15 protein-coding genes are annotated in these 16,781 nt (G+C 36.4%); 6 read left to right on the top strand and 9 right to left on the bottom strand.

Annotation, left to right across the window (positions count from 1 at the left end; genetic code table 11):
- Positions 1 to 94: 94 nt before the first annotated feature.
- Together rpsU and CVT07_RS00860 are read right to left on the bottom strand one after the other, a co-directional pair.
- Entirely contained in the window at positions 95 to 307 is a 213-nt protein-coding gene (gene rpsU, locus CVT07_RS00865) for a 30S ribosomal protein S21 (protein ID WP_009294994.1), read from the bottom strand.
- A 58-nt stretch (positions 308 to 365) separates the two neighbouring features.
- Positions 366 to 1,841 carry an FAD-dependent oxidoreductase gene (locus tag CVT07_RS00860; protein WP_107937432.1) on the bottom strand — a complete coding sequence of 492 codons (1,476 nt, stop codon included), beginning with the start codon at positions 1,839 to 1,841 and terminating at the stop codon, positions 366 to 368.
- Positions 1,842 to 1,945: 104 nt separating this feature from the next.
- Here CVT07_RS00860 and ccoG point away from each other — a divergent pair, with 104 nt between their 5' ends.
- From ccoG to CVT07_RS00830, 6 genes are all read left to right on the top strand, one after another.
- Positions 1,946 to 3,271 carry a cytochrome c oxidase accessory protein CcoG gene (gene ccoG, locus CVT07_RS00855; RefSeq protein ID WP_107937474.1) on the top strand — a complete coding sequence of 442 codons (1,326 nt, stop codon included), beginning with the start codon at positions 1,946 to 1,948 and terminating at the stop codon, positions 3,269 to 3,271.
- A gap of 30 nt (positions 3,272 to 3,301) precedes the next feature.
- A complete protein-coding gene (locus tag CVT07_RS00850) occupies positions 3,302 to 3,928 on the top strand; it encodes a TetR/AcrR family transcriptional regulator (RefSeq protein ID WP_107937430.1) in 627 nt (208 codons plus the stop codon).
- Between the two features lie 107 nt (positions 3,929 to 4,035).
- On the top strand, positions 4,036 to 5,193 hold the full coding sequence (locus CVT07_RS00845; protein ID WP_107937428.1) for an efflux RND transporter periplasmic adaptor subunit: 1,158 nt from the start codon (positions 4,036 to 4,038) through the stop codon (positions 5,191 to 5,193).
- A 10-nt stretch (positions 5,194 to 5,203) separates the two neighbouring features.
- On the top strand, positions 5,204 to 8,329 hold the full coding sequence (locus CVT07_RS00840) for an efflux RND transporter permease subunit (RefSeq protein WP_107937426.1): 3,126 nt from the start codon (positions 5,204 to 5,206) through the stop codon (positions 8,327 to 8,329).
- Positions 8,319 to 9,701: an efflux transporter outer membrane subunit gene (locus tag CVT07_RS00835; protein ID WP_107937424.1), complete on the top strand. Its 1,383-nt coding sequence runs from the start codon at positions 8,319 to 8,321 to the stop codon at positions 9,699 to 9,701. The genes CVT07_RS00840 and CVT07_RS00835 overlap by 11 nt, the downstream gene beginning before the upstream one ends.
- Before the next feature lie 21 nt (positions 9,702 to 9,722).
- Entirely contained in the window at positions 9,723 to 9,950 is a 228-nt protein-coding gene (locus CVT07_RS00830) for a hypothetical protein (RefSeq protein WP_004318043.1), read from the top strand.
- A gap of 130 nt (positions 9,951 to 10,080) precedes the next feature.
- Here the strand turns inward: CVT07_RS00830 and aqpZ are convergent, their stop codons facing one another.
- From aqpZ to CVT07_RS00795, 7 genes are all read right to left on the bottom strand, one after another.
- Entirely contained in the window at positions 10,081 to 10,788 is a 708-nt protein-coding gene (gene aqpZ, locus CVT07_RS00825; protein ID WP_103574900.1) for an aquaporin Z, read from the bottom strand.
- Between the two features lie 299 nt (positions 10,789 to 11,087).
- The gene (locus CVT07_RS00820; RefSeq protein WP_107937422.1) at positions 11,088 to 11,540 is read right to left on the bottom strand and encodes a hypothetical protein; all 453 of its coding nucleotides are present in this window, start codon (positions 11,538 to 11,540) and stop codon (positions 11,088 to 11,090) included.
- A gap of 300 nt (positions 11,541 to 11,840) precedes the next feature.
- Positions 11,841 to 12,467, bottom strand: a complete 627-nt coding sequence (locus CVT07_RS00815; RefSeq protein ID WP_159071308.1) for a hypothetical protein — start codon at positions 12,465 to 12,467, stop codon at positions 11,841 to 11,843.
- A gap of 547 nt (positions 12,468 to 13,014) precedes the next feature.
- A complete protein-coding gene (locus CVT07_RS00810) occupies positions 13,015 to 13,341 on the bottom strand; it encodes a hypothetical protein (protein WP_107937416.1) in 327 nt (108 codons plus the stop codon).
- 33 nt (positions 13,342 to 13,374) lie between these two features.
- Positions 13,375 to 15,552 (bottom strand): hypothetical protein, encoded by a 2,178-nt coding sequence (locus CVT07_RS00805; RefSeq protein ID WP_107937414.1) that lies wholly within the window; start codon positions 15,550 to 15,552, stop codon positions 13,375 to 13,377.
- Positions 15,545 to 16,180 carry a hypothetical protein gene (locus tag CVT07_RS00800; RefSeq protein ID WP_196375741.1) on the bottom strand — a complete coding sequence of 212 codons (636 nt, stop codon included), beginning with the start codon at positions 16,178 to 16,180 and terminating at the stop codon, positions 15,545 to 15,547. Before CVT07_RS00800 ends, CVT07_RS00805 begins: the two co-directional genes overlap by 8 nt.
- Positions 16,181 to 16,182: 2 nt before the next feature.
- Complete coding sequence (locus tag CVT07_RS00795; protein ID WP_107937410.1) at positions 16,183 to 16,755, bottom strand: hypothetical protein; 573 nt, start codon at positions 16,753 to 16,755, stop codon at positions 16,183 to 16,185.
- Positions 16,756 to 16,781: the final 26 nt, after the last annotated feature.

Raw genomic sequence — 16,781 nt, 5'->3', positions numbered from 1 at the left:
GTTTAAAATAAAATAAAAAAATTGCTTTGATTATAAAAAAATAAGGCTAAAAGAAGAGTTAAACAAAGAGAGCAAAGCCCTCTTTGTCTTGGTTTTAGAGTCTTGACTCGTAGCGTCTAAGCATATAAAGACGTTTAAGCATTTTCTTGCGAGCTGCAATTTTTTGTTTCTTGCGGATCTCAGTCTTAGGCTCAAAGAAGCGTCTAGCTCTTGCTTCAGTAACGACTAAGTTACGGTCAGTTTGTTTTTTAAACTTTCTGTAACCCTCGTCAAATGACTCGTTAGGATGTACCTTAATACCAGGCAACGTCCTCACCACCTTTCAGATTAAAATAAGCCGTGAGTATAGTCTGTTTTTTATAAATTTAAGCTTTCAAAATATGCTCAGCAGCTATCAAACCAGAGCTAATGCAGTCTGGCGTAGAGCAACTTGTCAGTCTTGCATAGCCGTGAATTCCACCTGTTGCTTCGCCTATGGCATATAAATTTTTAATAGGCATATTATCTTTCAAAGCTAAAACTTCAAAATTTAAACTAACCCTTACTCCGCCTGGTGTATAGCTTATACCAGGAGCTGCTAGCATCGCGTAAAACGGAGCTTTTGAGATAGTATTTACCTTACTTATATCTTTTTTAAAGTCACTATCATCTTTTTTCTCTATATTTTCATTATATCGCTTGATCTCGCTGTTTAAAGCTTCTAAATTTAGCCCAAATTCCTTTGCCAACTCATCTAAATTTTGAAATTTCTTCATCTTTCCATCTTCCACAAATTTGTTTAGTCTTTTTGGATCATGACTGCTTCCAAAGCCGACCTCATCGAAGATTATCACTGCAAATTTATCTGAGTTATTATCTTGCATATTTTCTAAAATTTTATCCGACAAGCCCTGCCTATCGCCATCTTCGTTCATAAACCTTTTTGAGTTTTTACCATCGACTATCATTGAAAAGACCAGGTCTTCAGTTGGGATCCCAAAAGAGTACCTACCAAGACTTAGCTGAATAGGCGTTGCTCCAGCTGCTAGCATCATCTTTAAAGCACCAGCTGTTGCGCCTGGATTTGAAGGTGTTTTAGCAAGAGCTAGTCTTGGATTTTGAGCAGCTTTAAATGCCTTATCTGCCGAATATCCACCACTTGCAAAGATGACAGCTTTATTTGCTTTGTAAAATTTGCTATCGCCTGTTGTGTTTTGTATGTCGTCATCAGCCAAGCTCTTATCAAATTTATACTCTTCTCTCACCTTTAGGCCTATTACCTTGCCGCTCTCGTCAAATATAATCTCATCAGCCTTTACGCGCTTAAGACTTGCCCCGCCTTTACTTTCAAAGTGCGAATTTAAAGTCTGAACAAACGCTCCACCGCCGCCATCTGTCTCTAAGCTTCTGGCTACGCTATGTCCGCCAAGATGTTTTAGCTTGCTAGCAAATTTAACACCTCTTGCCTTTACAAATTCATACGATCGTTTCGAATTTTCAGCTATGCGTAGAGATTGCGCAACGTCGTTAAAACCCTTACCTGCTTTGTTTAGGTCTTTGACAAAAAGTTCTATGGAGTCTTTTATGCCAGCATTTACCTGTTCGTCTGATCCAACGCATGCAAAGTCAAGCTGTGAGATGACTGAGTTGCCACCAAGCCTTGACATCTTTTCAATCAGCGCTACCTTTAGTCCAGCCTCTGCCAGAACTATACCAGCAACATTTGCGCTAAGTCCGCTACCAACGATAAGTACGTCAAATTCTTTATCCCATTTTGGCTCGTTTTGTGACGCCTCTAAATTTAAAGCAGCTAGTGTTGTGGCTGCTAAACTTGTCTTTATGAATTTTCGTCTAGAAATCATGCACGCTCCTTTAAAGAATTTGTAAAAATATAGCTTAAAAAAAGGGCAAAAATGGGTTTAAAGCGGTTTTAATGTATAATCACAAAAAATCAAAAAGGCTTACCATGTCAAAGGATGTTCATCTTACCTACGCCAAGAGGCGTTACATTTTTTTTGCCTGTATCACGCTATTTGTATTTATTTTGCCATTTATCAGGATAAATGACGCGCAGCTATTTTTGCTAAGTTTTGATAAGAGCAGAGTTGATCTATTTTTTACAAAATTTGATATGCAAGAGCTATATTTGCTGCCGTTTTTGTTTATCACTTTGTTTTTGACTATATTTTTCCTAACGACGCTTGCAGGGCGTATCTGGTGTGGCTGGAGCTGTCCGCAGACCATTTTTAGAACGCTCTTTCGTGACCTTTTGCAGACTAAAATTTTAAAGATCAGAAAAAACATACAAAACAAACAAAATGAGCCACAAGGTCAAATTTTTAAGCGTGCATTAGCTGTTGGAATTTGGTGCGTTTTAGCCCTTATCATAGCTGCAAATTTCATGTGGTTTTTTGTGCCGCCATTTGAGTTTTTAGCCTATATAAGCGAGCCAAGCGAACATAAAATTTTACTTGCATTTTGGCTTAGCATAGCTGCTTGGCTAGTCTATGACGTGGTCATTTTAAAAGAAAATTTCTGCGTCTATGTCTGCCCGTATGCGAGGGTGCAGTCAGTTATGTTTGATAGCGACACGATCCAGGTTATTTATAATCAAAAACGAGGCGGCGTCATATATGATGGCCGTGAGAAATTTAAAAAGCCAAAAGAAGAAGGCGCACTTTGCACTGGGTGCGAGGCCTGCGTAAGGATATGCCCGACGCATATAGATATAAGAAAAGGCATGCAGCTTGAGTGCATAAACTGCCTTGAGTGTAGTGACGCGTGCGCTAAAGTGATGGGGCATTTTAACGAAAGCTCGCTCATCGAGTGGAGAAGTATAAATTCTCAAAATGAAAATAAAAAGGTGAAAATTTTTAGATTTAGAACGGTTGCTTATCTTGTCATTTTGTGCGTAGTTTTGGTAGCTGCAGCGCTGATGAGCGGTAAAAAAGAGAGCATGCTTTTAAATATAAATAGAACAAGCGAGCTTTACAAGGTTTTAGATCAAGACGAGGTTGAAAATTCTTATGTATTTTTAGTGCAAAATACCCAAAGCAAGGATCATAAATTTTACTTTGAGATAGATGATAAAAGCATAGAAATTTCTCGTCCAAATAAGCCTTTTACACTAAAAGCTGGCGCAAAGCAAAAGGTAATCGTCACGCTAAAATCAAAAAATGAAAACACAAGCGAAAAAGATCTTTTAAAACATATAAATATAAAAGCTTACGCCACTGACGAGCCAACTATCAGCGTGCAAAGAGCTAGCACCTTTATCTATCCTAAAAGATGATAAAATGACGAAAATTTAGTGGGAAGTGAAATGGCGATCTCAGAAAAAGGCAAAAAACGATACGAGCTCATCGTAAAAACAGCGCTTGATCTATTTTTAAAAAATGGCTACGAAAAGACAAGCCTTAGCGATATCGTGGCGATAAGTGGCGGCTCGCTTGCTAGCATTTACACATTTTTTGAGAGCAAAGAGGGGCTTTTTCAAGCGATCATCGAGCAAGAGATAAACGCTCTTATAAAAGAGATCGATGAGAAGATAGATCTTAAAATTTCTCACAGCTTGGAGGAGTTTTTAACCAAATTTGCAACCATTATTTTTTCTATCATCTGCACCAAGAAAAATATCTCACTTGGTAGGATAATGATGAGCGAGGGCTCTAAAAATGGCGGCAAACTTGGCAGGGTATTTTTAGATCAAATTTTAAATAGGATCGATCTTGTGCTTATAAATTTCTTTGAAAGAGATGAGGTAAAAGCCGAGCTTAATCCAAAATTTACAGTCAAATTTGCCGCAAAGTGCTTTATGAAAAATGTAATTGGTCTTTATTACTTCGACTCGCTTATGATAAACAAAGAGCCAAAACTAAGCAAAAAAGAGCGTGAAGAGCACGTTGCTTTGTGCGTGGAGCTATTTTTAAATGGCATTATTAAGAAGTAGAATTGACTTTTAATTTATTTTTGGTTATATTCATGGCATTTAAAATTTTGTAATGAAAATTACAAAACTAAATTTGGGATTAAAATTTAAAATTAAGAGAGGTTTTTATGTTGAAATTTAAAAGTTTTCTTATGCTTTCAGCTGCCGTTTTTTTGCTTTCTGGCTGCTTTGAAAGTAGCGACAAAAAGGCTGCTGCTGGCCGCCAGATGCCAACATCTCATGTTGATATATTTGTTGCACAAAAAACAGATGTGCCTATTAGCTTTGACTACACGGCCACAGTTACAAGTAACCAAGATGTCATCATCTATCCAAAGGTTGGCGGCACGATCATAAAGCAGTTTTTTAAGCCTGGCGATAAGGTAAAGGCTGGAGAGAAGCTATTTCTCATAGATCCAGAGAAATATCAAGCCAGCTACGACTCACTTGACGCAGCTGTTGGCGTTGCAAATGCAAATTTAAAAAATGCCGAGACTGAGTTTAAAAGAATTTCTGCCCTTTATAAGAAAAATGCAGTCTCTCAAAAAGACTACGACGCAGCCGTTGCAGCTTACGATATCGCAAATGCAAATTTAGTAAGCGCAAAAGCAAATTTAAAAAGTGCAAAAATAGATCTAGGCTACACAAGCATAGTAGCTCCATTTGACGGCGTAGTGGGCGATAATAAAGTCGATGTTGGCTCACTTGTCATAGCAAGCCAAACAAAACTTGTAAGACTAACTAAGATAAATCCGATCGAAGCTGACTTTTACATCGCAGACGTGGATAATCTAAGCAGAAAAGCAAATTTAGATAGTGGCGCTTGGCAGCAACTAAATAGCGAGGCTGTCTTAAATTTAAATAATAAAGATTTCACTGGCAAAGTGACTTTTATAGATAATGTCGTAAATACCGCAACTGGCAGCATTTTGGCAAAGGCTAGCTTTGATAATAGTGAAGGTAAAATTTTACCAGGTGCGTTTGGTCATATAAAGATGAGCGGATTTGTTCAAAAAAATGCCTTTAACATCCCACAAGTTGCCCTTCAACAAAGCGCTACAAACACTTATGTTTTGGTCGTAAAAGATGGCAAAGTAGGCCAAAAAAATGTAAAAACAGGATATCAAACAAAAGATATGATCGTAGTGACTGAGGGTCTTGAGGAGGGCGATAAGATAATAGTTAGTAACTTCCTTAAAATCGGAGTTGGCGCACCAGTTGAAACTGACAAAGACCTAAGCGCAAATTTCTTAAATAAAGATGCAAACGCTACAAGTAGCAAGTAAAGGCAGATAGATGTTTTCAAGATTTTTCATAAACCGCCCGATATTTGCAACTGTTATATCTATCATCATAGTTATAGCAGGTTTTATGGGTATCAAAGGGCTTCCTATAGAGGAGTATCCAAGTCTTACACCGCCTACTGTCTCTGTAAGTGCGACATATAGCGGTGCTGATGCACAGACGATCGCTGACTCAGTCGCAAGTGCCATTGAAGATCAGATAAATGGCGTTGAAAATATGCTTTATATGCAAAGCACCTCAAGCTCTGCAGGTACTATGAATATAAGCGTATATTTTAAGATCGGCTCGTCAGCAAAACAAGCAACGATCGATGTAAATAACCGCGTGCAAGCTGCCCTTTCAAGATTGCCTCAAGAGGTGCAAAGTATGGGCGTAACGGTGCGCGAAAGAAGTGGCTCGATCCTTCAAGTAGTTGGCTTTACAAATCCAAATATGAACCAAGTTGAGCTATATAACTATGTAAATTTAAACATTGCTGACGCGATCAAAAGGGTAAATGGCATCGGTGATACAGTGCTAATTGGCAACAAAGAGTACTCGATGAGAATTTGGCTAAAGCCAGACAAACTCGCTCAGTTTAAACTAACTCCAAGCGATGTCATCTCACAAGTAAAAATTCAAAACTCACAATACGCCGCTGGCAAGATCGGCGAGCAGCCATCAAAGGGCGAGAATCCTTATGTTTATTCAGTAGTTTCTGAAGGACGTTTTAAAGATCCAAAGCAGTTTGGTGAAATTTTGATAAAAAGTGATAACGGCACAGTTGTCAAGCTAAAAGAGGTCGCCACAGTCGAGCTTGGAGCTGCTAGCTACGCATCTGAAGCTATGCTAAATGGCAAGCCAGCAGTGCCACTTTTGCTATTTTTACAAAACGACGCAAACGCACTTGCAACTGCTGAAGCGGTCAAAGCAAAGCTTGAAGAGCTAAAGAAAACCTATCCAGTTGGCCTAGAGCACACGATAGCCTACAACCCAACTGAATTTATCACCGTCTCAATAGACGAAGTTATAAAAACTTTCGTAGAAGCGATGGTGCTAGTTCTTATCGTAATGTACTTCTTCTTAAAGAGCTTTAGAGCTACCATCATACCGATGCTTGCTGTGCCAGTCTCTATCATAGGCACATTTGGCGGGCTTTATGTGATGGGCTTTAGTATAAATTTGATCACACTTTTTGCCCTGATCCTAGCCATCGGTATCGTCGTGGATGACGCGATCATCGTTATAGAAAACGTCGAGAGAATTTTGCATGAAGATAAAGAGATAAGCGTAAAAGACGCGACATTTAAGGCGATGGAAGAGGTGCAAACTCCAGTCATCTCTATCGTGCTCGTACTTTGCGCGGTTTTCGTGCCAGTTTCATTTATGGAGGGCTTTGTCGGCGTTATACAAAAGCAGTTTGCACTAACACTTGTCGTTGCTGTTTGTATCTCAGGCTTTGTCGCTCTTACTCTTACGCCAGCGCTTTGTGCAGTTATGCTTAAAAAGCAAGAGAGCAAGCCATTTTGGATAGTTCAGAAATTTAATGACTTCTTTGACTTTAGCACTAGGCTCTTTACAGCAGGCGTGGCAAAAATTTTAAAACACGTCATCATTAGCTTTATAGTAATTGGCATAATGGGATTTGCTACGTATGGCTTGTTTCAAAAGGTGCCAAAAGGGCTTGTGCCTTCAGAAGACAAGGGCGCTTTGATGGTTATCACCTCACTTCCACCTTCAACAAATATGCTAAAGACTAAAGAAGAGGTAAAATCTATTAGTAACGCCATTTTGAGCAATCCAAATGTCGAATTTACCATGGGCTTTGCAGGCTATGATATGCTAGCTAGCTCGCTTAGGGAAAACTCAGCCATTAGCTTTGTCAAGCTAAAAGACTGGAACGAAAGAAAAGGTGCAACAGACGGCGCAGATGCTTTGGTAGGTCAGTTTAATGGCATGCTTTGGGGCTCTAAAAACTCAATGACCTTCGTCGTAAACGTGCCACCTATCATGGGTCTATCAATGACTGGCGGCTTTGAAATGTATCTACAAAACAAAAGTGGCAAGAGCTACAACGAGATAGAAGCAGACGCTAGAAAGGTAACTGCAGCAGCAAATGCAAGACCTGAGCTAACAAATGTGAGAACTACGCTTGAGACAAACTACCGCCAGTTTAAGATAACTGTTGATAAAGAGAAAGCAAGGCTATTTGGCGTAAGCGAGAGTGAAATTTTTAGCACGATAGCGGCTACTTTTGGCTCTTACTACATAAATGACTTCAACCTTGCTGGTAAATCTTACCGCGTATATGCAAGGGCGAGTGATAACTTTAGAAACAACCCTGAGGATCTAAGAAAGATTTTCGTCCGCTCAAATGAGGGCGAGATGGTGCCATTAAATTCAGTAGCGACGCTTACAAGATCGATAGGACCTGATATCGTTGATAGATTTAACCTCTTTCCAGCGGCTAAGATCATGGGCGATCCAAAACCTGGCTACACATCAGGTGATGCGATAAGGGCGATCCAAGAGGTCGTAAATGACACGCTAAGTAGCGACGACTACGCTATAAGCTGGGCTGGAACTGCGTATCAAGAGGTAAATTCTCAAGGAACAGGCACGGTCGCCTTTATCTTTGGTATGGTCTTTGTCTTTTTGATCCTTGCGGCTCAGTACGAAAGATGGCTCATCCCACTTGCAGTCATCACTGCCGTGCCGTTTGCAGTATTTGGCTCGTTGCTAGCTGTTTGGTTAAGAGGGCTAACAAACGATATCTACTTTGAGATCGGACTCTTGCTACTCATCGGTCTAGCGGCCAAAAACGCCATATTGATCGTAGAATTTGCGATGCAAGAGCGCGAGAGTGGAAAGAGTATATTTGACGCAGCGATAAATGCGGCCAAACTTCGCTTTAGACCTATCGTAATGACCTCGATCGCATTTACTTTAGGCGTTTTCCCGATGGTTATCAGCACAGGCGCAGGCGCTGCATCTCGCCACTCACTAGGAACTGGCGTGGTTGGCGGTATGATCGCATCAACAACAATAGCGATATTTTTCGTGCCGTTGTTTTACTATTTGCTTGAAAATTTAAATGAAAAATACTGGAAAAAGGGAGCAAAAAAAGATGAGAAATAAGGCGTTTATACTTATAACAGCGGCGTTTTTGGCTGGTTGCTCGTTTCGCCCAGATATGCCAAACGTGGATACAAATTTCACCTCAACATACACTTTTGAGACAAGCGACATAAGAGATCTTTGGTGGAAAGAATTTCACGATGAAAATTTAAATTCTCTAGTCGAAAGCGCACTTGAGAAAAATACAAATTTACGTATTGCATATTTAAATTTACAAAAAGCAAAGGCAAGTCTTGGCATTGCTGAGGCTGATTTGCTGCCAGGGGTAAATTTAAATGTAAGTTATACCAAGGCAAAGACCAGTGGTGAAACTTACACTGGGCAGCCTCAAACACGCTATAGAAGCTCGAGCATAAATTTAGGGCTAAACTATGAGATAGATCTTTGGGGTAGAGTGCGAAATAGCGTGCTTGCAGCTAATGAAAATTTAAATGCGAGTAAATTTGACTATGATAGCGCCAGACTAAGCCTTAGCTCAAGTGTGGCAAAAAGCTACTTTGCTCTAGTATCGCTAAACATGCAAGAAGCGGTGCTAAAAGAGACTCTAAAAACCTACGAAGATACGTTAGCACTTCGCAAGACGCAGCTTGATCTTGGTGGCATAAACGAGATGACCTATCTGCAAAGTAAGGCTGAGGTTGAAAGGGCAAAAACTAGCCTAACTTCAGTGCTAAACTCCAAGTCGCAAGCGCTTACTTCGCTAGCCATCCTAACTGGCAAGAGCAATGATGAAATTTTAAAAGGAGCCGTTGCTAGTGCGCAAAATTTACCAAGTTCGCCTGAGATAAAGGCTGGCATCAGCTCAGATGTCTTGCTTAGAAGAAGTGACGTGGCAAAGGCGCTAGCAGATCTAAAAGCTACAAATGCTCTTGTGGGCGTGGCAAAGGCTGATTATTTTCCTACGATCTCACTTACCGGACTTTTGGGCTTTACAAGTATTGATTTTGAAAATATATTTGTAGGAAATGCCAATACTTGGAACATAGGTGGCTCTTTAGCGCAAAAAATATTTGACTATGGCAGGACAAAAAACAATGTCCGCATCGCAGAGACAAACGAGCAAATCGCAGCTATCACTTACGAAGCGACCGTTAGATCAGCCCTTGGTGAGGTTAGAGATGCCCTTATATCAAGGCAAAACGCAAAGCTCTCTTTGGATCAGGTAAAAAATTTGCTACAATCGCAGCAAAAAATTTATTCGCTTGCTAAAGATCAGTATAACGCTGGCTATATCGGTCACTTAGAGCTTCTTGATGCACAGAGGAATTTGCTTCAAGCAAAGCTTCAAGATATCTCAGCTAAGCTTGATGAGGTAGATAGCGCGGTTGAAGTTTATAGAGCACTTGGCGGCGGATTTAAGATAGATAAATAAACTCAAAAAGGAGAAAAGTTGATGACTAAGATTTTAAATTTTTTATTTTCTTGGGGATTTTTTGTTTTTGCTATCGCTCTTGGTGTAGCATTATGGTTTGCGATAAATTACGTGGATACCATTAGGCTTGAGTCAAGCTTTTATGATATCGGCGAGATATTTATGATGGCAGCTGTATTTGGTATCGTTTTTTACCTCATTGCAGCGATATTTGTTATACCTATTAGGGCGATGACAAAAAAGGCCTAAAACCTCTCTTCATCTAAGAATTAAATTTCTTAGATGACCCCCTCAAAAATATCTTATAAATTTCTTTTTACTGATTTAAATTTTTAGAAGTAGAAAGGGCGAAGATCGCCCCTTGAAGTATAAAATTTGATTATTTTGCACTTTTGCAGCCGCATGTGCAGCCTAAAATCCTATAAATGATAGCTCCAATGATCGCTCCAACGATAGGCGCAACCCAGAAAAGCCAAAGCTGCTCTAACGCCCAAGTGCCTTGAAATATCGCAACACCGGTTGAGCGAGCTGGATTAACCGATGTGTTTGTGATAGGTATCGAGATAAGGTGGATAAGTGTCAAACCAAGGCCAATAGCGATCGGTGCAAAGCCCTTTGGAGCACGCTCGTCAGTAGCACCTAGGATGATGATAAGGAAAAACGCAGTTAGAACGATCTCTGCAACAAGTGCTGAAACTAGACTGTAGCCATTTGGTGAGTGCTCGCCGTATCCGTTGCTAGCAAAACCGCTTGCAGTAGCGTCAAATCCAGCCTTGCCTGAAGCGATAAGATATAGCACAGCAGCAGCTGCGATCGCTCCGATAACTTGTGCGATGACGTAAGGCACGAAGTCTTTTTTATCAAATCTTCCGCCAACTAATAGACCAACTGAGACAGCAGGGTTGAAGTGTCCGCCACTGATGTGACCAACTGCGTAAGCCATCGTAAGAACTGTAAGACCAAAAGCAAACGCAACACCTACAAATCCAATACCAAGCTCTGGAAAAGCTGCTGCAAATATCGCACTACCGCAACCTCCAAAAACTAACCAAAATGTGCCAAAAAACTCGGCTAAATATCTCTTCATTTTCTCCCTTTTAGGTAAATTAAAAGGGGCGATTTTAGCAGAAACGTGTGACATTACAAAATATTGTAAAGATAGAGTTTTATGTAAATTTACTTGTGGTTTTGGGTTAAAATTTTTAATACTTATACAGCCAATATTTATTGCTCACTATATCATCGTAATTTTTTAACCCTAGCTGGCACAATATAGACAATTCACATAAGTTAATATTAAAAAATAGGATATAAAATTATACCAACCTTATATCGGCTACCATCAAGACTATATTCTTTCTCTAAATCCTAGTAAGCTCACCACTTTTATGCACCGCTGTCGCCATCCAAAATTACTTCTATCCCATTATTAACTTTTTTAAAATCAACATTGAAGAGAGATTCGTTAGAACAATCATTGTATTCTAGTTTGAGATAGTTTTTACCAGCTCTTGTTAGGTTGAAATAGCATGTGTTTTCACTATCTTCTGGTCTGCTTTTAAATTTATATTCAAGCCTTATGGTTTTATTTAAATTTGGCATTTTCATCTCTTTGGAAGCGCTCTTATATATCTTTTTTCTATCGTCTTGAAAGTATTGTTTTAAATAGTGCTTGTAAGCCCCAAGCAAATCAGTATTTTTATAAATGCACTTTGATGCAACGCAACTATAATCACCATTACAAATTTTTTCTTCATAACCCTCATCACAATCAACTACAATCTCGCTTGACCAGCAAAACATAGATATTACACTTACTGTAAGCAGTATTTTTTTCATAATTTCCTCCAGAATACTTTTATAAATTTATAACTACTTACCTGATTTTACCCTTTATAATGTCTAAGCACAATATAGATAAAATTTAAAACGCATAAGCCACAAAGGCTATCATGCTCCATGTAAAGCATAAATAAGTAAAAAATGCTGTTATCGCTTAATATTGAGCCACAAACAACCTCTGAATTTATATAAATTGAGCCAAACAAATCCAATAAAAATCATTTATGATAGTTGGATTATCGTAAAAATGATGTTAGTCTTCTCTAGCTATCTAACTACGCCTTATCTTACATTGCATCAATAATATATTTTCTCATTATATTTTGGAACGATAAGTTGGTTTTCTCCAAGTTTTATTTTATTCATATCTATTTGGTTATTGTTTTTTACATCAAACATAAAATTTTTTATATTTTTGCATTTGTTTGCCTCTTTTGTTAAGCACTCTACCTTGTATATGGCTTTATTTGTTAGAAGGTTATAGTTCAAGTTTTGATCTCTTACATTTTTATCTAGCATATTTACGCTAACGCCTATTAATTTCCAAATTTTATCTTTTAAATCAAGTCTGTATTTGTGGATATAGCTCCACTCAAATCTACCGCCACCGCCACTATGATTTATTGTGATCACTCTATTTTTTATCTCCAAACCTTCAAAAGGATCTCCCATGGCACCACCATCATCAGACTTCATTATTACATTACTAAATTCTTGCCATTTGATCCATTTATTTTCACTATCTCTTTTGAAAATTTGCAAAACTCTATGCAAGTCACTATCTTGCCAAACCACTACTCTTTCGTCCTTGCTATCACCGTCTAGATCCCCAAAAGCTTCTGAAATTTCAGAAGCAAATAAAAAAGTACTTAGTAAAACTACTATATAAAATATTTTCATTTGAGAACTTTCTATAATTTTCACAAACTAGCTTTATCGATCATAAAAAAGCCATTTGCATCAAGATAAAGCGATAAATATATGCCAGCAGACATATTGTAAAGCAAATTTTAAAAGATCTTTCATATCCTTTAAAAAATGAGTAAATGCCGATTATCGCAGTGGCGATAAAGAACAAAGCTATAAAAAATACTTCTATTGGAAGCAAAGTATAATCTTGTTTAAAAGTTGTAGGAAATTTTAAACCAAAAAGCTCTAGCGATATCAAAATACAAGATATTATGATATCAAGGAAGTAGGACACGACAAGGTATTTGATAAAGAGATTATTATAAAATTTATCTAGAAAAATAAAAACTAGGCCAAGTACCCCAAAAATAAAATATCTGCCTATGATTTCATGTTGCAAAAGAGTAGAAAATGGCAAGGATGATGCAAATACCATAGAGCAAGATAGAAGCAAAAATAAAAACAAAAATACGTATTTAAAAATCTTGGTCATAGTCTGTTTCTTCTGTGCAAAATTTTAACTTTAAATCACTATTACATTTTATATTTTTTTGCTTATATTTTATAAAGCTATACTTTTAGGAAGTATCGTCAAAATTCTAACATTGCCCCAAGATTTCTTGCCACCAGGCCAAGAACCCATCGCAATACTTGCTTTAAAGTGTTGAACATTATCTAACTTTTCCCAATATTGAATTGCATCATCTTTATTGCTAGATAAAGGCGTTATATAATACATGCCTTCAGGAACTGGCCCCTCGTTTGCCAAAAGTTGTCTTTTTTTACTGTAGTCAAAGTAATAATTTGAACCACTTTTTATTGGTGCACCTGAAACCGCCTTAAAGGAATGAACTTGTTTTAATTCATTATAAGTTATATGTATCGACAAAAATTCTCCATCAAATTCTAAAAATAATGATTTTTAGTGATTTACATCAACCCTTCCATGAGTTTTACCATATCTCGTCGTATATCTTGGTGCTTTTAGATATGCAAAAAACACTAATGTACTATCGCCTTCTTTTAGCTTATCCAGTAGCTTTTGATCTTTTATATCAGTTTGTGGAGTGAAGCTTATCTCTTTGCCTTTAAATTTCTCTCCCTCCAGCTTTATATCATTTGCTACAAAATTTGACTTTACTTCTTTGTTATACTCGCCTTGCTTGATAATTTTATAAGACCAATTCACCTCTTTATAATTATCATCACCCTTATTTGGCTTATAGACAGCTTTTAAATTTATAGTGTCCTGTATGATTGTTTGATCTATGTTTTGCACATCTACAACTACGCCAGTTATATTATTTGCCACCTCAATAAGTGAAGTTTTTAGATCATATGTGATACTGCCTTCTGCTTTTTTCTTTGCTTCAAGAGAGATGACGCTATTATCACTCATGCTATGGATATCGCTAGTTGAGTAGTCTTTACTTAGATCACGGTAGGCTAATATAAATTTAGTTGTTCTTTTAAAGACACTTTGGTCTTTATCAAGGATGAGATTTATATTAAATTTAGCCGTGTATGAGTTTTTATCTGCTTCATCATTATCATTTTTCTCAAGAGAGCAAGAGCGATATACTCTTTTGTCTTCGCAGTTATGCAAATAAATTTCTTTGATATCACTGCTATTTAAATTTTCATCAGTGATTATTAGATTTTTTACTATGAGATTACAATTCCCACTATTTGTAGTTGGTTTGCTCTCTTCTTTGTCTGCTAGTTTTAATTTTACATCAAACATGGCTGAGGATTTATCACTTCTTAGGCTTAAGCCATTTTCTTTGGCAAAATTTAGCAGGTTAAAGTTTAGATTATTAAAGAAATTTAAAGTTACTTTGGAGCCATCATAAGAGTATTTTTTATCTTGTGAGATAAATTTATTATTGCCATCTTTATAAAGCGTGATATCTCCGCTTGTCGCTGAATCTACAAATTTTATATCTTCTTCTTTGCTGTTTGCTTCGTATGGGTTAAATTTATAGTTAGTTAGTATAAGTTTGCTCTCGTCTTTACTTCCTTGTGGGTTTAAATTTATACAGTCTAGGTATGTCTTATCTGCCAAGATGATGGTAAGTTTTGTATTTTTAGGCTGATATGGCGCTATGATCTGCGCTGAATGATAGGGGCATATCAGTAAAATTTCTTCTTTATTGCCCGCTTTAAACTCAGAATTTTCTTCTCGCTTTTTTAGCGCTTTATTTATCTTTGAGATGTTGTTAGTTCCATCAGAGCTTATGCTAACTACATATATGTTTTTAAGAGAGAAAATAGTACTAATGGCTTCTTTTATAAAAGAGTGGAGTTTTTCTGAAAAAGAAGATAGCGAAGTTTCAGCATCTATGCCATTTTCACTAGCGTAGGCACTAAAAATTTCATAAAGAGTTTGCTTATCATCTATATGTTCTTGCTTGTCATTATTGTATTTCAAAGCTTTATTGTACTCAGAAGACATAGGCGTATTTAAAACTGCAAAAAAGTCGCATATCTCTTTAAAGCTTAGCTCAGAAATTTCTTTTTCTTTTACGCTATTTTTTAGCGTTTCATAATGGTTATACTCTGCTTCATTGCTTGCATAATAGAGCGGCTGATGAGTTGGAGTGGTTACCATTTCACCATTTCTATTTATAGGCACTTTTGCATAAGGCACCTTTTGCAGCTGCCCTCCGACCATAGCCTGAAAATCTTTTTTATAAGTATAAGTATAAGAATTATTTTTATCATATAACTTCATTGACTTTAGAGCATTTTTTAAATGAGAGCCAAGGTGATTGCCTGATAAAGTTAATGCAGAGTTTAAAGGAGTAGCAGAACCCTTTAAAGTCACATATAAAATTACTTGCCCTACAAAGTCTCCAACTATTCCGACTATTTGTTCATCCCATGTATCTCCTTTAGCAGTATCGACTATAATGCCACCGGCAGTTGATTGCATCAAAATAAGACCTTTAGCACTACTTATATTTTTCAAAGGAGAAACCGATGTTGCAATATCACCAGCTACAGTCAGTAAATTTTTAGCCATCTCTAGATTATTTAAAAATTTATCTCTTTTGTCCCTATTTAAATTATCCAAATTACTCTCTTGTTCATTATTCATCAAGCTCTCCTAATTTTATATTTTCAAAGCCATGAAAAAGCTTTTTATAAAACTTTAACTTGTCTATATCTATCTGAAATTTATCTAAGAAATATTTTTTAACCAAAGCTCTCTCATATCTTGAAGTGGCAAGTATATTTAAAACTTTATCGCCTTGAAAAATAATAATGCAGTCATAAAATTTATAAAACATTCCTTTTGTCTTAAAAAAATAAAATAAAAATTTAATAATTAAAATAGGCAGATAATATAGTAAGTAAGATACTGGTACCGAGATAAACCTAAAGAAGTTTGCAAATTTATCTAATTTTTGAGTTTTGTGATAGTAATCATCAAATGTTTTATAAATTTCAAATTTTTCATCAAAATTTATACTTTCGACTAGATGATTATTTTGACAAAAATCTATCCTTTTATTAAATAGTCTTATGCTTCTTTTTCGACCATAAAAAATATATGGTCTAATATGAATAAAAAACATTTGACCAATTAAAGCAGAAATTATTATTTTATTTTCAAAAACAAATAATGCAATAAAACAACCTAAAACGAATGGTAATGAAAACAAACATGAAAATATCGAATTATAGTCCTTTATAATTATCGGTCTTTTATCATAATCTCTCATCTTTACTCCCCATCAAATATAAGCAATTTTTTTGCTTTTTCTATATCAATATTAAAATTATCTTTAAAGAATTTTTTTATCAGCGTTCTTTCGTAATTGGTATTTGGGCTAATACTAATTATCACGCTTTTTTGTTTTAAAATAATATACTCATAAAATTTATAATTTACTTTTTTTTTAAATAAAAGCCAAAAAATAAAATTTGACATTATTGTCAAAGGATAAAGAGTTATTCTTGCTGGTATTGTCAAATATCTCCTAGCTCCTTTTAACTCTTTACTTAGATTTTCAAAACTTTTATAAATTTCGAAATCTTCGTTTAATTTTATCTCTCTTATAATATTGCCATTTTCCAAAAATTTCATACTATCAGAGTTTATGGCAATGTAGTTTTTATTTTTTAAATACGGCAATATATAAGCTACAATACCAAATGCTATGATAGCTGACAAAAAGCGATTAGCGCCAAGCAATAAATAAATAAAATCTACAATAAGCACTGGCAGAACAAAAATAAATACAAAGAGCAAGCTATTGTCCTTTATAACTATTGGTCTTTTATCATAATCTCTCAATTTTACCCTTGCTTACTTAGCTACTT

The sequence above is a fragment of the Campylobacter concisus genome (assembly GCF_003048875.2).
GTDB lineage: Bacteria > Campylobacterota > Campylobacteria > Campylobacterales > Campylobacteraceae > Campylobacter_A > Campylobacter_A concisus_AU.
The sequence above is the reverse complement of the archived record's forward strand: the minus strand, read 5'-3'. Positions and strand labels throughout refer to the sequence as shown.